Source organism: Halomonas sp. EF61, from assembly GCF_040147045.1.
In the GTDB taxonomy this organism is placed as follows: domain Bacteria; phylum Pseudomonadota; class Gammaproteobacteria; order Pseudomonadales; family Halomonadaceae; genus Halomonas; species Halomonas litopenaei.
Genome location: NZ_JAMSHM010000002.1, coordinates 150,713 through 174,682, shown reverse-complemented (window position 1 = coordinate 174,682; position 23,970 = coordinate 150,713). Strand labels below are relative to the sequence as shown.

Genomic DNA, 23,970 nt, shown 5'->3' with positions numbered 1-23,970 from the left:
GTTTCGCTCGCGACGCGAATCGCGTACGACAAGGTCAGCAAACGACGTTGACCCCGAGGGTGGGCTATGCTTTTCTCAACGAAACCAAGCAAGCGCTAGTGTAACTGTCGATGAATGTAATGAATGACTCGCCCCGTCGCAAGGAGCTGACCCGGCTCGCCGCTCAGCTGTTTGTCCAGGAAGGCTTCGATCGCACCACCGTGCGCATGCTGGCACAGGAAATGGGGATCAAGTCAGGAAGCCTCTTTCACCACTTTCGTGACAAGCAGGAGATTCTTGCTGCGGTCATCGAAGAGGGCACCCAGAACGCCTTGACGCTGGCTCGAGCCGCGCTCAAGGACAGTGCGCCCGACCCCTTGTCCAGGCTGCATGCCATGGCGCGGGCCCATCTGGATACGCTGTTGACCGACCGCAACGCCCACGTGGTAGCGCTGTATGAGTGGCGGCGCCTCGACGATGGCGCTCGGGACCACCTGACCCACCTGCGTGACGCCTACGAGGCGCTGTGGAACGAGGTGCTGGATGACGCCATCGCAGCGGATCTGGTCACCGGCGATCGCGCCCTGGTTTCGCGCTTTGTGCTGGGCGCCCTGAACTGGACGGTGCGCTGGTACGACCCGGACGGGCCGCGTGACCCCGAACAGCTGGCCCACGAACTGGTCGTGATGATCACCCGCCGTCCTTGATCTGCCGAGGGGATAGTAGCGGGCGGCCCCCTGTGATGGACAGCTGGGGCGCGCCGTGTGCCTGGTATTTGGTTCTGCTCGTCTTTTCTCTTTTCTCTTTTTCTGCTGTTCTCCTCTTCCCATTCCCGCGTTGTCGTTGCCTCGATGAGGTTCATCCTTTCGCCGAGGGCGCGGGCATGTCCGTCGTGCTCGGTCGGTGCGGTACTTCGAGGTATTCCTAGACGATGGTCTAGCGCACTCTTGCTTGTGTCATGACGTTGAAGCCTCTAGCTTCAACCCTAGCGCTTGCTAGGTTGACGCTTACGTCAACGGAATATTGCTGCCGGGGTCACCCTGGAGAGCTTCATCAACAATCACAACGCAAGAGGCCCGTCATGAGCCACGTCACGCCCGTCGATGCCGAGAGCTATCGCGAGACCTTCGACATCCAGCAGGTGATCGATCGTCTGGACTACCACCAGGATGGATATCTCAACGCCTATCATGCCTGCTGTGGTCGACATCTAGGGCAGGGCAGAGGCGACGTCCTGGCGCTGGTGCATGAGGACACCGCCGGTCAGGTGAGCCGGTTGACCTATCGTGAGCTCGACCAGCAAAGCGCGCGTCTGGCGGGCTGGATGGCGGCTCGGGGGCTGGGTGTCGGTGACCGTATCGCCTGCATGCTGCCGCGTTCGCCGCAACTGCTGGTCGCAGTGGTGGCGACCTGGCGTCTGGGTGCGGTGTACCAGCCGCTGTTTACCGCCTTCGGGCCGGATGCGGTGGACTACCGCCTGGGACGCGCCGACACCCGCCTGGTCATCACCGACGCGGCCAATCGTCACAAGTTCGACGGCCTGGAAAGCTGTCCCCCGGTGCTGGCGCTGGGTGGGGCCAGCGAGGCGCACCCGCAGGACCTGTCCTGGGATGAGGCGCTGGCCAGCGAAGCGCTTCAGGACTCGCCGCCGCGGCTGTCGCCAGACGCCCCCTTTCTGCAGATGTTTACCTCCGGCACCGTCGGCAAGCCCAAGGGGGTGGCGGTACCGCTGTCGGCCATGCCGGCCTTTGCGCTGTATATGGAACTTGCCGTGGACCTGCGGCCAGAAGACCGCTTCTGGAACATGGCCGATCCAGGCTGGGCCTATGGCCTCTACTACGCCATCGCCGGGCCGCTGCTGCTGGGCGTCACCACCCACTTCTGCGAGGCGGGGTTCAGCGCCGAGGGAGCGCTTGCCTTCATGCAGCGCCATGACATCACCAATTTTGCCGCGGCGCCCACCGCCTATCGCCTGATGAAGGCCTCGGGTCTGTTCGACAATGCCCATGAGACGCTGTCGCTGCGCGCGGCGAGTTCAGCGGGCGAGCCGCTCAATACAGAAGTGGTGAGCTGGGTGGAGTCGGCGCTGGGCTGTCCGGTGATGGATCACTACGGCCAGACCGAGACCGGCATGACCTGCAACAACCACCACCGGCTCGAGCACCCGAAGCACATCGGCGGCATGGGCGTACCCATGCCCGGCTACCGCCTGGTGATCCTCGATGCCGAGTACCAGGAGTTGCCCCCCGGTGAGCCCGGCGTGCTGGCGGTGGATATCGAACGCTCGCCGGCGCACTTCTTCCCGGGCTATACCTGGCAGGAGAAGCATCCCTTCGCCGAGGGTTACTACCTGACCGGAGACGTGGTGGTGCGCAACGAGGACGGCAGCTTCCAGTTCGCCGGGCGCGACGACGACATCATCACCACCGCCGGCTATCGGGTCGGCCCCACCGACGTCGAAAACTCGGTACTGACCCACCCCGCGGTGGCGGAATCTGCGGCAGTGGGGCAGCCGGACGAGATCCGCGGCGAGATCATCAAGTCTTATGTGGTGTTGCGTGACGGCTTCGAGGCCAGCGATGGCCTGGCCGACGAAATTCGTCAGCAGGTGCGAGAGCGCCTGTCGACCCACGCCTTCCCTCGGGTGATCGAGTTTGTCGATGAGTTGCCGAAGACCCCGAGCGGCAAGATTCAGCGCTTCAAGCTGCGAGCCGATGCCGCCGAAAAGGCCTGAACGAGCCGTCGGTATGGTGTCGGGCCAGGCATCCAGATAGACGTTTTTACCTTACGCCCCGAGCGAGTGCTCGGGGCTTGTTGCATGATTGATCAGGAGAATTCGCATGCGTATCGAGAACGCGACCTTTGTCATCACCGGTGCCGGCTCCGGCCTTGGCTCCGCCTGTGCCGAACGCCTGGTGGCCGCCGGTGGTCGAGTCGTGCTGTGCGACTTGAGCGAGGGCGTGCAGGACCAGGCCAGTCGTCTGGGCGACGCTGCCATCGCCGTGCAGGGCGATGTCACCTCGGCGGATGACATCCAGGCGGTGATCGACGCGGCCCAGGCCCACGGTGACGGCCTTGCCGGAGTGATCCACTGCGCCGGTGTGGTCAGTGTGGCCAAGCTGGTGGATCGCCACGGCAACCCGGCCGACCTCGACGCCTATGCACGCACCGTGCAGATCAACCTGGTCGGGACCTTCAACGTCATGCGCCTGGCGGCGGCGGCCATGAGCCAGAACCCGCCGGGAGACGACGGTGAGCGTGGTGTCATCATCAATACCGCCTCGGTCGCCGCCTTCGATGGCCAGGTGGGGCAGTGCGCCTACAGCGCCTCCAAGGCGGGGGTGGTAGGCATGAGCCTGCCGGCCGCCAGGGAACTGTCGCGTCACGGCATCCGGGTGATGGCGATCGCGCCGGGCGTGTTCGAGACGCCGATGATGGCGGACATCCCCGAGGATGCCGTCGCCGCGCTGTCCCAGGCGGTGCCTTTCCCCAAGCGGCTGGGCAAGCCCGATGAATTTGCCCGCCTGGCGGAGCAGATCATCACCAATAGCATGCTCAATGGCGAAGTCATTCGCCTGGATGGCGGTATTCGCATGCAGTGAATCCTGCCCTGAAACGAACGCTTGACTTAGAGGGCGGTCGTCGCTACTTTCAAACACATGTTTGAAAGTGCGTCCTGGCGAAGTCCATCGCAGGCGCAGCCACCGAATCCAGGAGTGCCCCATGCCCGACTATCAGGCCCCGCTGCGCGACATGCGCTTCGTGATGGACGAACTGTTCGACTACCCGAGCCATTATGCTCGTCTTCCTGCCGGGGATGATGTCTCGCCCGACGTGGTGGCGGCGATTCTCGAGGAGGGCGCGCGCTTCGCCCGCGAGGTGCTGCTGCCCCTCAACCAGAGCGGTGATCGCGAGGGCTGTCGTCTCGAAGGTGGCGAGGTCAAGGCGCCGAGCGGTTTTCGCGAGGCCTATCGACAGTACGTGGAGGGTGGCTGGCCGAGCCTTGCCGCAGAGCCCGAGCACGGCGGCCAGGGCCTGCCGCCGTCACTGTCGATGCTGCTGTCGGAGATGATCTGTGGCTCGAACCTGGCCTGGGGCATGTATCCGGGTCTGTCCCACGGGGCGGCAGACGCGCTGCGTCACCACGGCACCGAAGAGCAGCAGCGTGTCTACCTGACCAAGCTGGTGGAGGGGAGCTGGACCGGCACCATGTGCCTGACGGAGCCCCACTGCGGTACCGACCTCGGGCTGATCAAGACCCGCGCGCTGCCCCAGGATGACGGCAGCTATAGCATCAGCGGGACCAAGATCTTCATCTCCGCCGGTGAGCATGATCTGGCCGACAACATCCTTCACCTGGTGCTCGCCAAGCTGCCGGATGCACCCGAGGGATCCAAGGGCATCTCGCTGTTTCTGGTGCCGAAATTTATGCCTGACGGCCAGGGCGAAGCGGGGGAGCGCAACGGCGTGGTGTGCGGCTCTCTCGAACACAAGATGGGCATCCACGGTAACGCTACCTGCGTGATGAACTTCGACGGCGCCACCGGCTACCTGATCGGTGCGCCGAACAAGGGTCTGGCGTGCATGTTCACCATGATGAACGCCGCGCGTATCGGGGTCGGTATCCAGGGCCTGGGGCTCGCCGAGGCGAGCTTCCAGAACGCCCTGGCTTACGCCCGGGATCGACTGCAGATGCGCGCGTTGTCGGGCCCCAAGGCACCCGAAAAAGCCGCGGACCCGATCATCGTTCATCCGGACGTGCGGCGCATGCTGCTGACCCAGAAGGCCATCGCCGAAGGCGGCCGGATGCTGGTGCTGTATACCGCCCAGTTGGTGGACGTGGTCGAGCAGTGTTCGGCCGGCGAGGAGCGCGAGCGGGCCGAGACCCTGCTGGGCCTGTTGACCCCGGTCGTCAAGGCGTTCCTGACCGAGCTTGGCTTCGAGGCCACCAATGAAGGGGTACAGGTGTTCGGCGGCCACGGCTTTATCCAGGAATGGGGCATGGAGCAGATGGTGCGTGATGCACGCATCACACGGCTGTACGAAGGCACCACAGGGATCCAGGCGCTGGACCTGCTGGGACGCAAGGTGCTGATGAACCAGGGCGAGAGCCTGAAGGTCTTCACAAAGGAGATCCACAAGTTCTGCCAGGCCAACGCCGACGACGAGGCCATGGCGCCCTTTGTTGGCCCGCTGGCCAAGCTCAACAGTCAATGGGGCGAGCTGACCATGGGCATCGGCATGAAGGCCATGAGCGATCGTGAAGAAGTGGGGGCAGCCTCGGTGGACTACCTGATGTACTCGGGCTACGTGACCCTGGCCTATCTGTTCGCCCGGTCGGTCAAGTGCGCCCGGGAAGCGCTGGCGGACTCGCCCAGCGACGCCAGCTTCTACCAGGCCAAGATCCACACCGCGCGCTTCTACTTCGAACGGCTGTTGCCGCGCACCCGTACCCACGCCGCCCAGATGCAGGCAGGGGCCGAGGGCCTGATGGCGATGGACGCGGAAAGTTTCGGCCTTGGTTTCGAGGTGTAGACGGGACTGCCTGTCGACACGATGTTTTGCTGAGCTCTCTCGATCGGGTGACTGATCGTTGATGGGCGGCGAGCCTGGCTCGCCGCCCTTTTTTTATCGAGGCGAAGCGAGCCCGGGGGATGCGTCTGTCGGAGCAGAAGACTGAGACACTTCATTAGCCGCCATACGGGTTTCATGGCATGATGCGCCGATACGCATATTCTTATAGTGAAGGTGATGCAAGACTCTCTCCATCTGTCGATTCTCGCCAAGGAGGCATCATGAGCCGCCACCTGGGATTGGGGGTCAAGTCGTTACTTATCCCGTTGTTGTCCTTTCTGGTCGCACTGGTGCCGGTGCTGTGGATCGGCAGCCACGCGCTTCAGGACGTCGAGCGCCACTTCGGACAACGCTTCGCCGAGCAGTACAGCCAACTGCATACCCAGCGCATGCTGACGCCGCTTTCCACCGAGCTGGCCCTGGCCAGGCGCTTCGGCGATCTGACGGTCACCCGCGACTGGCTCTCGGATATCGACAACGAGGAACTCAAGGCCCGTTTCTTCGCCGAGTCCGAGGGATTTCGCCAGCAGTTCGACGGTGACGACTACTTTGTGGTGCATCACGACAGCCGCCAGTTCTACTTCAACGACGGCAAGATGAGTCCGAGCCGTGCCCCCCGCAACCAGCTGTCACGCAGTGACAGCGAAGACAGCTGGTACTTCCGCATGATGGACAGTGGGGCGCCTACCCGGGTTCAGGTCGCCTATAGTCCGGCGCTGGACATCACCCGGGTGTGGATCAATGTTCGCGTCGACGGCGAGAACGGGCCCCTTGGCATGGTCGGTGGCGGCCTCAATTTCAACCGCCTACTGGCCAGCAGCTTCGACGATCAACCGTTGGGTGTGGCTTCCTTCCTGCTCGGCCGCGAGGGTCGGGTGCTGGCGATGGCAGAGGACGGAGAGCTCCAGGCGACCGACTTGAGCCAGGTCGATGAAGGCGGCGGCGTGCTTGATGCGGCGGTCGAGGATCCCGAGGCCCTCGCCGAGATGCTGGCATCGGCCCGAGAGAGCGGCGGAGATGTGGTGACCCGCACCCTCGAGTGGTCCGGTGAGGAGCGAGTGGTGGCGGTCAGCTACATGCCGGAGCTCGACTGGTGGTTGGTGTCGGCGGTCGATCCCTACGCCGCCACCTTGCTGGAAAAGCGTTGGTTGTGGCCGCTGATGTTCGCCCTGGTGGCCAGCCTCGGGGTGGTGCTGCTGGTGGTGGTGATCGCCCTGCGGCGGCTGATCGTCAACCCGATGCGTCGCCTCAGTCAATCCGCCCAGGCGCTGGCCCAGGGCCGTTATGACACCAGGCTCGACAGTGACCGCGGTGACGAGATCGGCGATCTGTCACGGGATTTCCAGCGCATGGCCGATCAGGTTCAGGCCCATACCGAGGAGCTCGAGGAACGCATCCGTCAGCGCACCATGGATCTCACCCTGGCCAATCGGCAGATGAGCGAGGCCAAGCGTCAGATCGATGATTCCCTCGACTGCGCTCGGGTATTGCAGCAGGCGATCCTGCCCAGCCGCGACATGCAACGCTGCGCCGGGCTAAGGCACGGCGTGCTGTGGAGTCCCAAGGATACGGTCGGCGGCGACATCTTCGTGTTCCGGGACTTCGGTCATGACCGCGGCTATCTGCTGGGGGTCATCGACTGCGCGGGACACGGCGTGCCCGGCGCCCTGATGACCATGCTCGCCCGTGCGGCCTTCGACAACTCGGTCAACCAGGTGGGGCCCGAGAATCCGGCGGGTATCCTCGAGGAGATGGACCGGCGCATTCGCCGCACGCTCGAGGCCGACAGCGATGCCCACGGCGTGACGCCGCACATGGATGCGGGGCTGGTGTGGGTCGGCGCCGACCAGCAGCAATTGACCTTCTCCGGCGCCAAGCTGGATCTCTATGCCACCGATGGCCAGCGCCTGGAGGTACTGGCCGGTGGCCGACGCGCCCTGGCGTTCAAGCGTCGTGGGGAGTTCACCAATCAAACGTTGGCACTGGTACCTGGCTGGTCCTGTACGCTGTGCAGTGACGGCTTCCTGGATCAGGCAGGCGGCGAGCACGGGTTCGGCTTCGGCAGGCGGCGTTTCGAGGCCATGCTGCTGGAGCACGCCGGGCTCGATCCCAGGGCACAGGTCGCGGCCTTCCTGGATGCGCTGGCGCGATTCCAGGGCGAGGCGCACCAGCGTGACGATATCACCCTGCTGTGCTTCCAGCCGGCGGTCGAGGACGAGCAGGACGGCACCGCGTCCGCGACGTCCAACATTCACCACGGTCACGATGAGGGAATTCCATGGACCTCTTGACGCTGCGCGACCAATTCGACAAACAGCGCGTGCTGCTAAGCTTCAATGGCCCGATTTCCCATAGCCTGATCGAAGAGATCGGCAAGGCCATTCGCAACTACCTCAACAACGAATCTGCGGCACCATCGGCGGCGATGGACGTGTTCTCGACCTACATCGAAATGACCCAGAACATCAGCCATTACGCCACCGCCATGGGCTATGACGAACAGCGGGCCACCGCCACCGTTGCGGTGGCGCGGGGCGAGCAGGGGCACTATCTGGTGTCGGCGGGCAACGTGGTCGAGCATGCCGATGGCCAGCGTCTGATGGCGACCGTCGAGGAACTCGGTGAGATGGACGCGGTCGAGCTCAAGCGATGCTACAAGCAGCAACTCAGAAAGCCGCGTGAAGACGGCTCCCGGGGAGCAGGGCTGGGGTTGATCGACATGGCGCGCAAGTCCTGCCAGCCGCTTCAGTCGAACCTGACGCCGCTCTCCGATCAACAGAGCTTTTTCTGCATCACCGCCACTATCTGACGGAAAGTCGAGAAAATGATCAACGACATTGCGATTGACGGGACCCAGTCGACCCCTGACATTCGTTCTGACTGGGACGCCGGAACGCTGACCATGCGCGGCGATTCCTATCCCGAAAACACCTTCGAGCTCTACAGTGGCGTGCTGAACTGGGTAGATCACTACCTGCGAGACGGCGAGAGCCCCCTCGAAGTGTGCCTGGAACTGGTCTACCTCAACACCAGCTCGGTCAAGGCGATGATGGACATCTTCGACCTGATGGAGGAGGCTCACCTGGAAGGCAAGGCCTGCAGCGTGGATTGGCGCTACGATGTCAGAAACGAACGCATCGCCGAGCTGGCCGAGGAGTTCAAGGAAGACTGCAGTTTTCCGTTTGCGATCACCCCCGTCGAGGATACCAGTTCATGACCGAAAGGGATCGTCAGCTGCTGCGGGACATCGAGGCACTGCTGGCCTCGTCCGAGCATCAGGACAATCCACTGAAGGCACCGCTCGAAGCGCTCTAACGGCGGCATACCGAGCAGCTTGAGCGGCTGGACCGCATGGCTTCCATTTCCGATGGCTTTCAGCGCAACGTCAAGAGCGACCTGTCCACCGCCGAACGCCGGCTGGAGCGACAGCAGCGTCGCCAGCACAAGCTGTCACGCATCGCCGATGGTTATCAGGAGCTGCTGTTCGAGCGCAAGCAGACGCTGGAAAGCGAGGTCATGCTCGATCCATTGACCAAGATCCCCAACCGTCGTGGCCTGCACACCGAGCTGCGTCGACTGATGGCCGCCTCCAGCCGACAGCAACGCCCTTTTACCCTGGCGATGGTGGACATCGACCACTTCAAGCGCTTCAACGACGAGCATGGGCATGATGTCGGCGATCAGGCGCTGCTGGTAGTGGCCAAGGTCCTCGACGACACCCTGCGTGGTGGCGATATCGTCGGCCGCTGGGGGGGCGAAGAGTTTCTGATCGCCTTGCCCGGCGCTTCGCTGTGGGCGGCTGAACCCCTGTTCGAGCGGCTCCAGGCCAAGCTGCGTACCACCCAGGTGGTGAGCGACGACTCCCTGACGCTGACCGTCAGCATCGGCGCGGCGGAGCACCGTCATGACGAGACCTACGAGCAGACCATGAATCGCGCCGACCAGGCGTTGTATCAGGCCAAGCGCAATGGCCGAGATCGCTGGGAGGCCGCCGAGTGACGGGCGTTCTGACTCAGTATCAGATGGTGTGTCGGCGTTGGAGGTTGCGCGGGTCCGGACCTGGCAGGCAGGAGGTGCCGGCAGCATGCTGAGGGTGTCCGAGCGGCTGTGGCTTGCGTCGATCGGCAAGGAACACTGTGACGCTCTGTGGCACGCCATCGATGCGAGCCGGGAGTCGTTGAGGCCCTGGCTGCCGTGGGTCGATGCCACCCGCGAGCCGGGAGATTGCGAGGTCTTCGTTACCGCTGCCATGGCCGAGCGGCGTCTGGGCTGCGCTCGACACTTTGTCTTGCTCGAGGACGATGAGCTGATCGGCGTCGTCGGCTTCAACCGCATCGTCGAACGTCATCGCTGGGCGTCGCTGGGCTATTGGCTGCGCAACGACCGCCAGGGCGGGGGCCGGATGTCGCAGTCCGTGGCAAGGCTGGTGGAATGGGGCTTCGCCGAGCTCGAGCTTCATCGACTCGAGATTCGTTGTGCCGAGGGCAATAGCCGTAGTCGCGCTATCCCGGAGCGACTCGGCTTTCGGCAGGAAGGCGTGCTGCGCGAGTGCGAATGGGTCGGCGGACGGGCGCTGTCCCATGTGGTCTATTCGCGTCTTGCCGGTGACCCCGCGCCAGGCTGACGGCCTCGCCCTCAGGCCCAGCGTTCCTCGGCGGTAAAGGCGACGGTAAACCAGCGGCGCTCGGGGGGAATGCTCAGTCGTGAGGATATCTCCTCGCGGATCTCGTCCATCTCTACCATGCCGCGCCCGGCGGCGAAGTTCGGCGCGGTGACGATATGGATCTCGATAAAGTGGCCCCGGCCACTCTTGGCCACATGACTGTAGTAGTGGCTGAGACCCTCTCTTTGCATGATCTCCTTCATCGCCGCGTGTACCTCACGATCGATGGCGCTGGGTGCCATCAGCAGGATGTCCTTGGCGGCTCGCCGAATGATGTTGATGGGCACCGGCATGAACACCAGGGTCAGCACCACCAGCAGCGCCGAATCGACGTAGGGCGTCCAGTGGTCGAGCGCGGTACCTTCCAGCATAAGGGCGATCACGAAGGCCACCAGCAGCGCGCCGGTGATCAGCGCCGCCATCAGCCAGTTCTTCTGATCGATTCGCAGAAACTCGGAGTTGGCCCTGCGATTGATCTTCTTGAGATACACCGCCATGGCGCTGCAGATCACCAGCACCACGGCGGCGTAGAGGGTGGCCGCGCCGAAGGCGAGGGCGTGGCCGCCGCCCAGCAATTCCCGCAGCGCGTTGAGAAAGGCATAGAAGCACAAGAGCAGCAGAATGCCACCGTTGAGCGCCGCCACCATCGGCTCGAAGTGCCAGAAGCCATGCTGGAAGCGTGAGGTCGCCTCGCGCACGACCAGCCGCGATACCGCCAGCGCAAGCCCCGACATGGCGGCGTCGATGGTGGAAAAGACGCCATCGAAGAGGATCGACTGGGAGCCGGCCAGCAGGCCGAAACTGACCCCGAGCAGGGCGACGCCCAGGGTGGTGATGATCGAGAGCGACAGGGCCCGTTGTTCGAGTCGTGAATCCATGATCCGATGCAGTGTCGAGGAAAGCTCGACTATAGGGGCTGGCGTCGTTTGGCACCAGCCGGGGCGTTCGCGTCGGCTATCACAGGGCGTGGGAAACAGGGAGAACACCATGAGCAACAATCTCTACGCCAGGGCAGAGTGTGGCTGCGGCGCCATTGCGCTGCTGGTCGCCGGTGAACCCGAGGCCGTCGATCCTCGCCTGAGGCTGGCCTGGTGGCCGGAGACAGCGCTGCAGTTGACGCAAGGGGCGGACTGGCTCGAGCTCACGGATGAACGGCGCGGAGAGCATCGCTTGCTGGTGGAGAGTTGCCGCCGCTGTGGTGACCGGCTCATGGTCTCACGGGACGGCTGGGTCGAGACGACGCTTGAATGGGTGGAGAGGCTGGGGCTGGAGGTATCGACGCTCAGTGCCAGTGATGCACTTCGAGAGAGCTTCGGGCATGCACGCCCCGTTGACTGAGTCGTCGTGATATCCGCCCATGGGCGCTCGCTGCCTGCGCGGTGAAGGGATCAAGGGTGCGCGTTGGCGAGCGAGGGGTAGCCCAGCAACTGCCCCAGGCGCTCGGCGTGAAGCGACAGCCAGTCGGGGTCGATCGGCCCCCAGTCATCGATGCGATAGTGACCGATATTGTGAGGCTTGCCTGGCTGATGCTCGAAGCGGCAGCGGATGTCCAGTTCCTCGAGGGCGGCGAGGGTGTCCTGAGCGGTACGTCTCGGCATGCCGGTGGCGGCGGTGATGGCCGGCACGCTATCGATGCCGGTGGCCACCAGATGGGCCAGGTAGAGGCGTCGATAGAAGCTGGTGCGGGTCTTGCTGAGGCTGGTCATGGGCTTTCGCTATCTCGTCAGGGGCCTTTGGTACCGATGGTTCAGCGTCACGTAAAAGCGCGGCCAGTGCAACAGAGGTTCGAGACTTTGATGCACGTCACAGGCGTGCCTGCCGGCACAGGCTAGAGTGTGGCGACACCGGGCGGTGCTTCATGAACTTCGTCATGGAAATGATTCTTGAAGCGCGAACGGTTCTCGCCATTTTCTATCCCGAGGTTCTCGCATGTCTGCATCGCCGATCTTTGACCGCTCCGCCCTGGCCGCCCTGGCCACCACCCTCTGTCTTGGTGTCTTTTCCAGCAGTGCCTCGGCGCTGGAGTATCCGATCGGCGAGCCCGAACTGGTCAACGGCATGGAAGTCGCCGCGGTCTACCTGCAGCCGGTGGTCATGGAGCCTGCCGGTGAGCTGGCCGCTGCCGAGGCCGATATTCATCTCGAGGCGGATATTCACGCCCTCGAGGACAACGACAACGGTTTTCCTCCTGGCGCCTGGATTCCTTTTCTGCACATTGACTATCGGTTGCAGAAGGAAGGCAGCGACAGTGTGATCGAAGGTAGCCTGATGCCGATGATCGCCAGCGACGGCACGCACTATGGTGTCAATGTGGCGCTCGAGGGCATGGGGCGCTATCACCTGAGCTTCCACATCGAAGCGCCGCACCTGATGCGTCACATCGACAAGGAAACCGGCGTGGCACCCTGGTATGCGCCCTTCGACGTCGAGTACGACTTTGTCTACGCCGGCGTGGGCAAGAAGGGCGGCTACTGAGAGGAGGCGGTCATGTTGCTGCTACGTCGTTCCCGTCTCTCGGGCGCGCTGATCACGGCGCCGTTGGTCGCGCTGTCGCTGATGACACTGTGCGCCACCTCTGGTCAGGCAGAGGCCGGAGCGCTGCCTACCTACCGGTTGACCCTTGTTGACGGCAGGCTTGATCCCGTCGAACTTGAGGTCGTCGCCGGGCAGCGGTTCAAGATCGAACTGCATAATGCCGGAAGTACGCCGGTGGAATTCGAGAGTCGCCGGCTTCGCCAGGAAAAGGTGATGGGCCCCGGCGTTCACTCCTTCGTCGTGGTCCACCCGCTGAAGCCGGGGCGCTACGACTACTTCGACGAGTTTCACCTGCCCGATGCCCAGGGCGTGATCATCGCTCGGGAAGCCTCCGAGGAGGCTCACCCATGAACGAAGCGGCCTTTATCGTGGTCCTGCGCGAGAGCCTGGAGGCCATCCTGGTGGTCGGCCTTGTCTACGCCTGGCTCGCCCGAGAGGGGCGTCGCGATGCCTTGAATTGGCTGTGGGGCGGTGTCGCGGCGGGTATCGCCCTGGCGGTCGTGCTGGGTGCTGTGCTGATGGGAGTAGGGCGCTGGTTGACCGGTGACGCCCAGACCCTGTTTCAGACCGCCATGTCGGCGCTTGCCGCCGCGTTGATCGTGCAGATGGTGGCGTGGATGCGCCGTCGCGGTGCCTCCTTCAAACGCTCCATGGAGTGTGACGCCATGCTGTGTCTGTCGCGCTCACGGCTGTGGGGCATTGCTACCCTGGTGGCCCTGGCGGTGGCTCGGGAAGGCGCCGAGACCCTGGTGTTTCTGTACGGTCTGGGTCTGGCCCAGTGGCGAGGCGGACAACTGACCTCCTTCGCCCTGGCCGCAGGTCTCGGCTTTGTCACGGCGGCTGCCTGCTTCGTGATGCTGCAGTGGTCCTCGCGACGACTGGCCTGGCGCGGGTTCTTCCGGGCCAGCGAGATCCTGCTGCTGCTGGTGGCGGCGGGCCTGTGGGTGGCGGCGCTCGAGCGGTTGATGAATCTGGGCTGGTTGCCGGTCGGGATCGATCCGCTGTGGGACACCAGTGTATGGCTGGATGATGGCCAGGGAGTCGGCGGACTGCTGGCCAGTATCGCCGGTTACCGTGCCTGGCCTTCCTCGACGCTGGTGCTCGGCTACCTGTGTTATTGGGGGCTCGTCTACTGGTGGGTGGGCGGGCAGCGCCCGTCCCACAACGTCGTTGAGGGAGCGGTGTCGTGAACGAGGCGGCGGCAGTGCCGGCAACAGGGACGGCAACAGTGACGCCAGCAGTGATGCCAGCAGTGATGCCAGAAGCCAGCGATCGCCGCTGCGGGTCTGGCAAGGACACTCGGCCAACCGTGGCTGAGAATCGACATCCAGGCGCCCGCAAGACCCGACGCTGGGCGCGTCTGGGAGCCTGGCTGAAGCATCATCGGCGCTGGATTCTGACACTGCAGTGGGCCGTGGTGGCGTTCTACGCCGTGCTGCTGCTGGTGCCGCCCTTGTTGCCCCTGCCGAACCATGAGGCACGCATCCTCGATCACCTCACGGTGTTCGCCGAGTTCGTGTTCTGGGGTATCTGGTGGCCCTTTGTCATGGTCAGCATGGTGGTGGCGGGGCGGCTATGGTGCGGGATGATGTGTCCGGAGGGTGCCATCACGGAAGCAGCCAGCCGTGTCGGCATGGGCCGGGCGATACCGCGCTGGATGCGTTGGGGTGGCTGGCCGTTCGTGGGCTTCGCCATGACCACGATCTATGGGCAGCTGGTCAGCGTCTACCAGTATCCCAAGGCCGCGCTGCTGGTGCTGGGGGGCTCGACCCTGGCGGCGGCCGTGATCGGTCTGGTCTACGGCAAGGGCAAGCGCGTCTGGTGTCGCCATCTGTGTCCGGTCAGCGGCGTCTTTGCGCTGTTGGCCAAGCTGGCGCCGTTGCACTACCGCGCCGACCCCGAGGTGTGGACCGAACACGGACGGCGCCAGCGCCGGCGTGAGGTGTCAAGAAGTCGGGCTCCGGACTGCCCGGTGCTGATCCCGCTGAAGCAGCTGGACAGCGCCAGTGACTGCCATCTGTGCTCGCGTTGTTCAGGCTACAAGGATGCTATCCATCTCGAGCTCAGGGCGCCCGGCATCGAGGTGGTGTCGCCACCGCCTCAGCGACCCGCGACCCTGTGGGAGTTCGTGCTGGTGGTGTTCGGCCTGCTGGGCATCGCGGTGGGGGCATTCCACTGGTCGGCGAGCCCCTGGTTCGTGGCCGCCAAGCAGCAGGCGGCCGTCTGGCTCTATCAGCACGGTTGGGGATGGCCGCTGGAAACCAGCGCACCCTGGTGGCTGCTGACCCACTATCCCGAACACAACGACGTCTTCACCCTGCTCGATGGAGCCCTGCTGCTGGGCTATATCGGTGCCACGACCCTGGTGCTGGGGGGGCTTGTCTCGCTGTCGCTGTCGCTGACCAACCGTCTGCTTGGCCGCTGGCGCTGGCAGCGACTGTGGCACCTGTCCTACGCCCTGATACCCCTGGCCGCGGTCGGCGTCTTCCTGGGCCTGTCGATGACCACCCTGACCCTGCTGCGAGGCGATGGCCTGCTGATCCACTGGGCCAATGACGCCAGGGCGCTGTTGCTGGGGCTTGGCGTGCTGGCAAGCGCGGGGCTTGGATGGGGCATCCTCGGACGCTACGCCAGTGGCCCGCGTCGACTTCTGGCCATGCTGCCCATGCTCGCCGCCCAGGCGCCGGTGATCGGCGCCTGGTGGCTGCTGTTCTGGGGCTGGTAGAACGTGGTAGCGCCTGGTAGAGAGCCAGCCAGCGCCGACCCTGACTATGCAGAAAGAAACGGCGCTTTCATTGCGATGATGATCTGGCGCATTTCGTCATCCGAGGTGATATAGGCCGGCGGGCTGGTAGAGAGCTAGTCAGCGCCGACCCTGCCCACTAATTATGCGTTTGCTGTGAAAGTTATGCGTTTGCTGTGAAAGGCGCCTTCATGGCCTTGATGATCTGGCGCATTTCGTCATCCGAGGTGATATAGGCAGGCATGGTGTAAAGCCATCTGCCGAAGGACCTCAGCCACACGCCCTGTTCACGGGCGATGGCGGCGGCGCCTTTCAGCGCTTTACTGTCGTGCACCTCGATCACGCCGGTGGCGCCGAGCACACGGATGTCGGCCACCGCAGGGTGGGCGCGCAGGTCACTGTCGCCGGCGAGTTCCTGCACAAGGATGGCGTTGAGCCGAGCGATACGGCCCAGATAGTCGTCCTCCTCGAAGACCCTGAGGCTTTCCAGTGCCACGCGACAGGCCAGCGGATTGCCCATGAAGGTCGGGCCGTGCATAAAGGCGTGAAGCTCGCTGTCGCCGATAAAGGTGTCATGGACACGGTCGTTGGCCAGGGTCGCCGCGTGGCCAAGGTAGCCGCCGGTCAGCCCCTTGGACAGCACCATGATGTCCGGACTGACACCGGCATGGTCGGCGGCGAACATGCGCCCGGTGCGGCCAAAGCCGGTGGCCACTTCGTCGAACACCAACAGCACGTCGAACTCGTCACACAAGGCGCGAGCACCCTTCAGATAGTCCGGAGAGGTCATGTTGAGGCCACCGGCGGCCTGCAGCAGGGGCTCCATCAACAGCGCGGCGATCTCGTGGTGGTGGGCTTCCAGCACCGCTCGCAAGGCGTCGAGGTCGGCGGCGACCTGCTCTGGCGTGGCCGTATAGGGTGCCGTCGGCGCCGGGGCGAAATGGTGCTTCGGAAGAAAGCCGGAAAACAGCGAATGCATGCCCTCTTCGGGGTCACACACCGCCATGCAGCCGGCGGTATCACCGTGGTAGGCCTTCATCAGCGACAGCATGCGGTGCTTGTTGGGGCGGCCGCGCAGATGGTGGTACTGCACCGCCATCTTCATCGCCACCTCCATGCCCACCGAGCCGCTGTCGGAGAAGAACACGTGGTTGAGGCCCTCTGGCGTGACGCGAACCAGTTCCCGGGCGAGCTGGTCGGCGGGATCGTGGGTCAGTCCCCCAAGCATCACGTGACACAGCGTGGCAGCCTGCTCCTGAATCGCCTTGACCAGCCGTGGATGTCCGTAGCCGTGGATCATGCACCACCAGGAGCAGGTCGCGTCGAGCAATGATTCGCCGCTGTCCAGGGTAAAGCGGGTGCCCTGGCCGCCGACTACCCGGGGGGCAGGGGCCTGGGTCTTGAGATGGGCGTAGGGATGCCACACCGGAGAGGTCATGTCGGCTCCTGAAGGACGCTTGGTGGTAAACTGAGTGACGAGTTAAAAGTTTACCACTGCTGCTGCTACCGTCGCCAACGCCAGCGCTCGTACCCGGAAAACCGGGGTAGAGCGGGGCAGGCGAGGGCACAAGGAAGAGCGGTGCTTTTTCAGGGATGCTGGGCTCAGGGATGCTGGGCTCGGGGATGCTGGGCTCAGGGATGCTGGGCGTCGACACGTTCGAGAAAGCGTTCGAACAGGAACGCCTCGTCGTTTTTCAGCGAGCGACTCAGGCAGTCGATGAACTCTCGGCGCGGATAGGTGAAGATCCGCGGCGCCTTGTAGGCATCCAGATCGATGGCGATCACCTCTCCGTCGACGACCAGGAAGTTCTCGGTGTGCAGGCCACGACAGTGGATACGGTCACGGTACAAGGCTTCGAGAATGTCCAGGTAGCGGTTCTGCAGTTCCGGCGAGTCGAGGACCAGCTGTTTGAGCGCGATGCCGTGCACGTTGGCGGTGACCAGGCGATAGCGCTCTGCCGACAGGATTTTCGGTGTGGCGATACCCAGTCGCTCCAGTCGGCCGGCGACATAGCGAAAATTGTGGCCGGGGTAGCGCCGGATGCCCAGGCGGTAGCGCCAGCGATCGCTGGTCTTGGGCGTGAAGGTCTTGATGAAGGCGTCCTGGTCCGGATCGTAGTGGACCTCGGTGTACTTGCCGGTCTGGATCAGTTGCATGGCGTCCTTGGCAGGCAGGGGGTGGCGGTCAAAACAAGGAGAGGGAAGACGTCAGGCGTCTTCGTCGAAGCGTGCGTCGAACAGTGCCTCCAGAGCGTCCAGCACCGCGTCCGCGTCCTTGCCTTCGGCCTCCAGGGTCAGTTCCGTTCCGCAGGGGGCGGCCAGCATCAGCAGCGACATGATGTTGGCGGCGTCACCCGAGCGGCTGCCATGGTGGACGGTGACGGTGGCGTCAAAGGGTTGGCAGCAGGTGACCAGGCGTGTCGCGGCGCGTGCATGCAGGCCACGACGATTGGTCAGGGTCAGGGTGCGTCGGGCCACGCCTAGAGTCCTCCGCTGTCCAGTCGGCGTTGCTGGCCGAGTTCGCGGTGGCGTAGACGGACGCGGGGATGCTGGTCGGCCAGGGCCGAGGCGATTCCCTCGGCCAGGTAGACCGAACGATGCTGTCCTCCGGTGCAGCCCACCGCCACGGTGAGGTAGCTGCGCTGGCTTTGCTGATAGCGCGGTAGCCAGGTGCGCACCCAGGCGAGAATGTCGCGCTTCATGTCGGCGACGTCCTGATAGCGTTCGAGGAAGTCGATGACGCTGGGATCGCAGCCATTGGCATCACGCAGCGATGGTTCCCAGTAGGGATTGGGCAGACAGCGGGCATCGAACACGATGTCTGCATCCGGCGGCACGCCACGCTTGAAGCCGAAGGACTCCACGGTCAGGCTCAACTGGCCGCTGCGGTGGTCGGCGACCTGTTCGGCGATGCGCGAACGCAGTTCGTGCACCGACAGGCGAGAGCTGTCGATGACCAGATCGGCCAGGTCTCGAATACCCGAAAGGGCCTTCTGTTCGGACTCGATGGCTTCCGCCAGGGTCATGTCGCTATCACGGGTCAGGGGGTGACGGCGCCGCGTGTGGGAATAACGCTCGAGCAGAATTCGCGCATCACTGGTCAGGTAGACCACCTGGCAGTCGATCGGACTCTGCTTGAGGGACGCCAGCTGGGCGGGGAAGCGTTCCAGTGCCTCAGGCAGGTTGCGGGCGTCGACGCTGACGGCGATACGGCGGGAATGACCGTTTTCCAGCTCGTCCACCAGGGCGCCCAGCAAGGTCGCGGGAAGGTTGTCGATGGCGTAGAACCCCAGGTCCTCCAGGGCTTGAAGGGCCACGGACTTTCCCGAGCCGGAGCGACCACTGATGATCACGAGCTGCATGTCCTGTCTCCTTGGGCAGGCGTCCATTGCTGATGGCCTAGGCAAGGCCGCGATCAGGAGGGAGTGTCGTCCCCTGGCGCCTGTTGGCGGATGGCTTCCTGCAGGCGCTCGTGAAGCTCGCGCTGGGAGCTGGCGTGGCGCAGACGGTGACGTGTGTCGGCGTCGTTCATGACGCCGGCGACCTGGCCGAGCAGGGCGAGATGGGCGTCGTCGGCCTCTTCCGGTACCAGCAGTACGAACACCAGATCGACGGGCTCACCATCGATGGCATCGAAGTCGACAGGTTCCGCGAGTTTGAGGAAGCCGGAGATGGGCGCCTTGCAGTGGGGGTTGCGGGCATGGGGAATGGCGACGCCATTGCCTATGCCGGTACTGCCCAGGCGCTCACGTCCGATCAGCCGACTGAAGACCTCCTGGCTGTCCAGGCTCGGGGTGTTCTGCGCAATGAAGGTGCTGAAAAACTCCAGCACCCTCTTCTTGCTGCCTCCCGGGACATCGAACAATGTGCGCTCGGGAGGGAGAATGGCTTCCAATGTCATGAGAGTCAGCGAATTCCGGCGCCTTGGGCGCGGGCTTGGGATTTTTCCTTGTGCTTGACCAGCTGGCGGTCCAGCTTGTCGGCAAGGGCGTCGATAGCAGCATACATGTCGCCGTCCTGCGCTTCGGCATGCAGGTCGGCACCGGCGGCGTGAAGGGTGCAGGCGGCCAGCTGGCGTTCCTTTTCCACCGAGAGGGTCACCTGGACGTTGGTGATGTTGTCGTAGTGGCGCTCCACACGGGTGAGCTTCTCTTGTACGTAGTCACGCAGGGGATCGGTCAATTCGACGTGGTGGCCGGTGATGTTGACTTGCATGACAGGCTCCTTGCTCTTTCGGGTGGTGGCTTGATTGTAACCCTTTTTCCGATCCTGCAAACCCCCTCGACGCTACGCAGAAAGACGCAGATGTCATGCGAAATTTCAAGTGCTTGCGCTTTCCCGATAACTAGGCTAGCGACGCCGCAGCGCAAGGCCTCAGCGCAGTCGCTTGCGCTCGCTGGAAGACGGAATATTCATGGCTTCCCGGTACTTTGCCACGGTGCGTCTGGCGACATTGACGCCGTCTTCCGCCAGCAATTCCACCAGTTTGCTGTCCGACAGAGGTTTGCGGGCAGGTTCCTTTTGAATCAACGATTTGATCATGGCGCGGATGGCGGTACTGGAATGGGCGTCGCCATCCTGGCCGACCTGGCTCGAGAAAAAATACTTCAACTCGAACACGCCGCGAGGCGTGTGCACGAACTTCTGGGTGGTCACGCGGGAGATGGTGGACTCGTGCATCTCCACCTTGTCTGCGATATCGGCCAGCACCAACGGTTTCATGGCCGCTTCTCCCTGCTCGAGGAAGTCGATCTGACGCACCATGATTTCCCGGCCGACCTTCAGTAAGGTGTCGTTGCGGCTGGACAGACTCTTGATCAGCCAGCGCGCCTCCTGCAGGTGGTCCTTGAGGAACTGGTTGTCCTGGCTCTTGTCCGCGCGCCGAATCAGTGCAGCGTAGTCGGGCTGGATGCGCAGTCGGGGCATTGCATCCGGGTTGAGTTCAACGCGCCAGCCCTCTTCGGTGTGGCGTACCACCAGGTCGGGTATGACGTAGTCGTTATCGCTGTCACCGAACTGGCTGCCGGGACGTGGGTCGAGGCTCCGGATCAGCTCGATGACGCTGTCGAGTTGGTCGTCATCGAGTCCTAGTCGGCGCTTCAGCAGACGTCGGTCGCCGCTGGCCAGCGCCTCGAGAAACTGTCTTACCAGTCGTCCGGCCTGGGGCAGCAGGACGGTATCGCGAGGCAGGCTATCCAGTTGCAGCATCAAACACTCGCGCAGGTCGCGGGCGAACACTCCGGTCGGTTCGAACTGTTGCAGCCGAACCAGCACCGCCTCCACCTCGGCGAGGGGAGGGGGGCGACGACCGTCTTGCTCGAGCCCCTGGGCAATGTCATCCAGCGTCTGCTCGAGATAGCCGTCGGCGTTGACCGCGTCGAGCAGGCTCTCGGCGATCAGGCGCTCCTGGTCGCTGACGTCGAGCATCGCCAGTTGCCAGCTCAGGTGGCTGTGCAGTGACTGGGAGCTTGCCTGGCGCTCGAAATCCGGCGCCTCGCCACTGCCGGCGGGGGTGGTGCCCAGGTCCTGGTAGGTGTCGGACCAGTCGCTGTCCACACTGAGTTCCGAGGGAATCTGATCCGCCCAGTCATCTTCCACGGCTTCCCTCGTCTGCTGTTCGCCGAACTCGTCCTCGAGTTCGAGCATGGGGTTGGCCTCCAGCGCCTGCTGGACCTCCTGGCGCAGGTCCAGGGTCGAAAGCTGCAGCAGGCCGATCGCCTGTTGCAGTTGCGGGGTCATGGTCAGCTGGGTACCGATGCGCAGCTGCAGTGACGCCTTGAGGGCCATGGGTCGGGATCCACCAGTGTTGTCGAAAGGCTTTACCCTAACGACGAGTCATCAGACATGCAAGCATCTTGCCAAGTTGGTGTTTTTTGACCTGTGGGAGGGAGTGTAAAGGTCGATGTGGAACAACTTGGTAGGGGGGAGGTGCTTCTTTCGAGGGAGGCCCTGTGTGCAAGGTGAGGCCGACCCTTTCGGGGCCGGCGGTTGGATGCTGATGCTGGCAAGTGTTGCGGCCGCTTGATGCGACTGCGACTGCGACTGCGGCTGTCGGGCGGCCCTGCGGTCTAGAGGCGGAAGTTCTCGCCCAGGTAGACCTCCTTGACGCGCTGGTTGGCGAGGATGGACTCGGCGCTGCCCTCAGCGATGATCTGGCCGTCGCCGACGATGTAGGCACGATCGCAGATATCGAGGGTCTCGCGCACGTTGTGATCGGTGATCAGGACGCCGATATCGCGGGCCTTGAGTTGACGAATGATGGACTTGATCTCGCCCACCGAGATCGGGTCGACCCCGGCGAAGGGTTCATCGAGCAGGATAAAGGCCGGCTCGGTGGCCAGGGCGCGAGCGATCTCGACCCGGCGCCGCTCCCCGCCGGACAGGCTCATGCCGGGGTTGTCACGAATATGGCTGACGTGGAAATCCTCGAGGAGTTGCTCGAGACGTGCTTCTCGGCCCTCGCGGTCGAGGTCCTTGCGGGTCTCGAGGATCGCCATGATGTTGTCGGCCACCGACAGCTTGCGAAAGATCGAAGCCTCCTGAGGCAGGTAGCCGATACCGGCCAGCGCGCGCTGGTGCATGGCCGCGCGGCTCAGGTCCCGATCATCGATGCTGATGCTGCCGGCGTCGGCTCTGACCAGGCCGACGATCATGTAGAAGGAGGTGGTCTTGCCGGCCCCGTTGGGGCCCAGCAGACCGACGATGCTGCCCTGCTCGATCGACAGGCTGATGTCCTGGACGACGCGACGCTTCTTGTAGCTCTTGGCCAGATGGCGAGCGTGGAGAGTCTTCATCAGTTTCCTTGGCTTTCCGGCTCGAGGGTCATGCGAATGCGCTGCTCGCCCTGGACGCCCTGGGCGCTGGAGCGGGCCTGGACCACGCGGCGATCGAGGAAGTACTCCAGATAGGCACCGTCGAAGGTGTCATTGGCCTTGTGCAGCTCAGCCTGGTCGATCAGCTCCATGCGGCGTTCGGCTACGTGGTAGATCACCTTGCGGCCCCAGCCCTTGACCACCGGTTCTTCCGGGGATGGCTTCTGCTCGAGGTAGGCGCGGGAGCCGGTCGCGGTCGCCAGTGACAGTTGTCCCTGGTCGTTGCGCTGGATCTCGACGCGTTCGCCGGTGAGGATCATGCTGCCTTGCACAATGCGCACGTCGCCGGTATAGACCGCGGTACCGGCGCGATCATCGAGATCCAGCTGGTCGGCCTCCACCTGAATCGGTGCGCTGCGATCACTTTCCAGCGCCAGGACACTGCTGCCGGTGGCGCCGGCGGCCAGGCCAAGGGCCAGGGCAAGCAGGAGGGCGGGACTTGGACGCATCATGGAAGGGGCTCCTTATTGAGGCTCTGGCGGATGATGACCGGTGACATTGTCGGTCAGGCGAGCGGTATTGTCATGGATCCAGGCGTCGAAGCGCTCCCCTTGCATCTGTTGAGGGGGTTGGCGTAGGACGGCTGGCGTTTCGCTCCAGACATGGCCACTGTCGCTGTCGTAGACCAATACCTCGGTATCAAGCTGCCAACGCTCCGCGGGGGCCTCGAGATGGGCGTCGCCCGACAGGGTCAGGGGGTTGCCGTCCGGACCCAGTTCACCGTTGTCGGCGTCGGCGATCCACTCTCGGCCGCTGTCGTCGATCAGCGCAAGGTCCGGCTGGTCCACCCGGGTGATGTCGTCGAGCGGTGTGTGCACAAGGCGTGGCGTATCGATGCGCTGGTGGGGGGTGCCCTGGGCATCGAAGCGGGTCAGGCGGGCATCCACCAGGTAGTAGTCGGGCTCGCCGGCCTTGTCATTGGGTACCAGGTCGGGGACGTTGCTCTCGCGGGGGTCGAGCAACGTCAGGCCGCCACCGAGTACCAGCAGCAGGATGACCAGCCAGAAGCGAAAGCCTGGACGCAGTGCGCTCAGTTTCATGTCAGCGGTCCGTTGCTCAGGTAGCTGTCGATGATATCGTCGAGGCGGCCCTGGGCCATCAGCAGGGTGTCGGTGATCTCGCGCACCGCGCCATGTCCGCCGGCAACCTGGGTGACCCAGTCGGCGTGCTGACGAAGATAGCAGGGGGCGCCTGGCACGGTGATGCCGACCGCACTGCGATGGATGCAGGGAAGGTCGGGCAGGTCATCGCCGCAGTAGGCGACCTGGTCGAGGGTCAGGCCAAGCGAATCGCACAGCGATTCAAGGGCGGGCAGCTTGCGCTCGACCCCTTGCTGTACGTGCTCGATGCCGAGTGCTCTGGCTCTCTGGGTGACCATGGGGGAGCTGCGCCCGGTGATCAGGGCCACCTGGATACCGGCGCGCTTGGCCAGCTTGAGGCCGTGGCCATCCAGGGTGTTGAACGCCTTCAACTCGGAGCCGTCGGCGTGGAAGTGCAGTCGACCATCGGTCAGTACGCCGTCCACGTCCAGCGCCAGCAGCTTGATGTGGCGCAGGCGCTCCACCAGTTCCGGCGCGAGGGAGGCGAGAAGCTCGTGAGACATG

General features: G+C 63.9%; 27 protein-coding genes. 14 read left to right on the top strand and 13 right to left on the bottom strand.

Annotation, left to right across the window (positions count from 1 at the left end):
* Positions 1-119: 119 nt before the first annotated feature.
* From NFI08_RS09875 to NFI08_RS09835, 9 genes are all read left to right on the top strand, one after another.
* Positions 120-686: a TetR/AcrR family transcriptional regulator gene (locus NFI08_RS09875; RefSeq protein ID WP_045993235.1), complete on the top strand. Its 567-nt coding sequence runs from the start codon at positions 120-122 to the stop codon at positions 684-686.
* Between the two features lie 374 nt (positions 687-1,060).
* Positions 1,061-2,713, top strand: a complete 1,653-nt coding sequence (locus tag NFI08_RS09870) for an AMP-binding protein (RefSeq protein WP_349589011.1) — start codon at positions 1,061-1,063, stop codon at positions 2,711-2,713.
* 106 nt (positions 2,714-2,819) lie between these two features.
* Positions 2,820-3,581, top strand: a complete 762-nt coding sequence (locus tag NFI08_RS09865; protein ID WP_213228710.1) for an SDR family NAD(P)-dependent oxidoreductase — start codon at positions 2,820-2,822, stop codon at positions 3,579-3,581.
* Positions 3,582-3,702: 121 nt separating this feature from the next.
* On the top strand, positions 3,703-5,514 hold the full coding sequence (locus NFI08_RS09860; RefSeq protein ID WP_349589008.1) for an acyl-CoA dehydrogenase C-terminal domain-containing protein: 1,812 nt from the start codon (positions 3,703-3,705) through the stop codon (positions 5,512-5,514).
* A gap of 260 nt (positions 5,515-5,774) precedes the next feature.
* Entirely contained in the window at positions 5,775-7,844 is a 2,070-nt protein-coding gene (gene siaA, locus NFI08_RS09855; protein WP_349589005.1) for a biofilm regulation protein phosphatase SiaA, read from the top strand.
* Positions 7,832-8,362, top strand: a complete 531-nt coding sequence (gene siaB / locus NFI08_RS09850) for a biofilm regulation protein kinase SiaB (protein ID WP_045993240.1) — start codon at positions 7,832-7,834, stop codon at positions 8,360-8,362. The genes siaA and siaB overlap by 13 nt, the downstream gene beginning before the upstream one ends.
* Before the next feature lie 15 nt (positions 8,363-8,377).
* Positions 8,378-8,770, top strand: a complete 393-nt coding sequence (gene siaC, locus NFI08_RS09845) for a biofilm regulation phosphoprotein SiaC (protein ID WP_249742852.1) — start codon at positions 8,378-8,380, stop codon at positions 8,768-8,770.
* Between the two features lie 134 nt (positions 8,771-8,904).
* On the top strand, positions 8,905-9,552 hold the full coding sequence (locus tag NFI08_RS09840; RefSeq protein WP_349589000.1) for a diguanylate cyclase: 648 nt from the start codon (positions 8,905-8,907) through the stop codon (positions 9,550-9,552).
* A gap of 85 nt (positions 9,553-9,637) precedes the next feature.
* A complete protein-coding gene (locus NFI08_RS09835) occupies positions 9,638-10,177 on the top strand; it encodes a GNAT family N-acetyltransferase (RefSeq protein ID WP_286985218.1) in 540 nt (179 codons plus the stop codon).
* An 11-nt stretch (positions 10,178-10,188) separates the two neighbouring features.
* On the opposite strand, the gene NFI08_RS09830 is transcribed toward NFI08_RS09835, so the two are convergent.
* Complete coding sequence (locus NFI08_RS09830; protein WP_108132642.1) at positions 10,189-11,094, bottom strand: cation diffusion facilitator family transporter; 906 nt, start codon at positions 11,092-11,094, stop codon at positions 10,189-10,191.
* Between the two features lie 109 nt (positions 11,095-11,203).
* Between NFI08_RS09830 and NFI08_RS09825 the strand changes: the two genes are divergently transcribed.
* Complete coding sequence (locus tag NFI08_RS09825) at positions 11,204-11,554, top strand: hypothetical protein (RefSeq protein ID WP_286985219.1); 351 nt, start codon at positions 11,204-11,206, stop codon at positions 11,552-11,554.
* Positions 11,555-11,604: 50 nt separating this feature from the next.
* On the opposite strand, the gene NFI08_RS09820 is transcribed toward NFI08_RS09825, so the two are convergent.
* A complete protein-coding gene (locus tag NFI08_RS09820) occupies positions 11,605-11,922 on the bottom strand; it encodes a winged helix-turn-helix domain-containing protein (RefSeq protein ID WP_045993245.1) in 318 nt (105 codons plus the stop codon).
* 223 nt (positions 11,923-12,145) lie between these two features.
* Between NFI08_RS09820 and NFI08_RS09815 the strand changes: the two genes are divergently transcribed.
* The 4 genes from NFI08_RS09815 (at position 12,146) to NFI08_RS09800 (ending at position 15,476) form a co-directional block, all read left to right on the top strand.
* The gene (locus tag NFI08_RS09815; RefSeq protein ID WP_108447658.1) at positions 12,146-12,691 is read left to right on the top strand and encodes an iron transporter; all 546 of its coding nucleotides are present in this window, start codon (positions 12,146-12,148) and stop codon (positions 12,689-12,691) included.
* A gap of 12 nt (positions 12,692-12,703) precedes the next feature.
* Complete coding sequence (locus NFI08_RS09810) at positions 12,704-13,102, top strand: cupredoxin domain-containing protein (protein ID WP_231498632.1); 399 nt, start codon at positions 12,704-12,706, stop codon at positions 13,100-13,102.
* On the top strand, positions 13,099-13,941 hold the full coding sequence (locus NFI08_RS09805) for an FTR1 family iron permease (RefSeq protein ID WP_045993246.1): 843 nt from the start codon (positions 13,099-13,101) through the stop codon (positions 13,939-13,941). The genes NFI08_RS09810 and NFI08_RS09805 overlap by 4 nt, the downstream gene beginning before the upstream one ends.
* Positions 13,942-14,060: 119 nt before the next feature.
* Complete coding sequence (locus NFI08_RS09800) at positions 14,061-15,476, top strand: 4Fe-4S binding protein (RefSeq protein ID WP_286985220.1); 1,416 nt, start codon at positions 14,061-14,063, stop codon at positions 15,474-15,476.
* 181 nt (positions 15,477-15,657) lie between these two features.
* On the opposite strand, the gene bioA is transcribed toward NFI08_RS09800, so the two are convergent.
* The 11 genes from bioA to NFI08_RS09745 all read right to left on the bottom strand — a co-directional run bounded on the left by bioA (position 15,658) and on the right by NFI08_RS09745 (position 23,969).
* Positions 15,658-16,932, bottom strand: coding sequence for an adenosylmethionine--8-amino-7-oxononanoate transaminase (bioA, locus tag NFI08_RS09795; RefSeq protein ID WP_286985221.1), 1,275 nt, complete (start codon positions 16,930-16,932; stop codon positions 15,658-15,660).
* Positions 16,933-17,126: 194 nt separating this feature from the next.
* Positions 17,127-17,651: a BUD32 family EKC/KEOPS complex subunit gene (locus NFI08_RS09790; RefSeq protein ID WP_045993248.1), complete on the bottom strand. Its 525-nt coding sequence runs from the start codon at positions 17,649-17,651 to the stop codon at positions 17,127-17,129.
* 51 nt (positions 17,652-17,702) lie between these two features.
* Positions 17,703-17,972, bottom strand: a complete 270-nt coding sequence (locus NFI08_RS09785; protein ID WP_045993249.1) for an HPr family phosphocarrier protein — start codon at positions 17,970-17,972, stop codon at positions 17,703-17,705.
* 2 nt (positions 17,973-17,974) lie between these two features.
* Positions 17,975-18,856 (bottom strand): RNase adapter RapZ, encoded by an 882-nt coding sequence (gene rapZ, locus NFI08_RS09780; protein ID WP_045993250.1) that lies wholly within the window; start codon positions 18,854-18,856, stop codon positions 17,975-17,977.
* 53 nt (positions 18,857-18,909) lie between these two features.
* Complete coding sequence (gene ptsN / locus NFI08_RS09775) at positions 18,910-19,395, bottom strand: PTS IIA-like nitrogen regulatory protein PtsN (protein ID WP_045993251.1); 486 nt, start codon at positions 19,393-19,395, stop codon at positions 18,910-18,912.
* Between the two features lie 5 nt (positions 19,396-19,400).
* Positions 19,401-19,709: a ribosome hibernation-promoting factor, HPF/YfiA family gene (gene hpf / locus NFI08_RS09770; RefSeq protein ID WP_108447660.1), complete on the bottom strand. Its 309-nt coding sequence runs from the start codon at positions 19,707-19,709 to the stop codon at positions 19,401-19,403.
* Between the two features lie 159 nt (positions 19,710-19,868).
* Entirely contained in the window at positions 19,869-21,281 is a 1,413-nt protein-coding gene (locus NFI08_RS09765) for an RNA polymerase factor sigma-54 (protein WP_213228699.1), read from the bottom strand.
* A gap of 281 nt (positions 21,282-21,562) precedes the next feature.
* Complete coding sequence (lptB, locus tag NFI08_RS09760; protein ID WP_045993254.1) at positions 21,563-22,288, bottom strand: LPS export ABC transporter ATP-binding protein; 726 nt, start codon at positions 22,286-22,288, stop codon at positions 21,563-21,565.
* On the bottom strand, positions 22,288-22,818 hold the full coding sequence (gene lptA / locus NFI08_RS09755) for a lipopolysaccharide transport periplasmic protein LptA (protein ID WP_083970449.1): 531 nt from the start codon (positions 22,816-22,818) through the stop codon (positions 22,288-22,290). Before lptA ends, lptB begins: the two co-directional genes overlap by 1 nt.
* 12 nt (positions 22,819-22,830) lie before the next feature.
* Positions 22,831-23,406, bottom strand: coding sequence for an LPS export ABC transporter periplasmic protein LptC (gene lptC, locus NFI08_RS09750; protein ID WP_108447662.1), 576 nt, complete (start codon positions 23,404-23,406; stop codon positions 22,831-22,833).
* Positions 23,403-23,969: a KdsC family phosphatase gene (locus NFI08_RS09745; RefSeq protein WP_222516953.1), complete on the bottom strand. Its 567-nt coding sequence runs from the start codon at positions 23,967-23,969 to the stop codon at positions 23,403-23,405. The genes lptC and NFI08_RS09745 overlap by 4 nt, the downstream gene beginning before the upstream one ends.
* Position 23,970 lies beyond the last annotated feature (1 nt).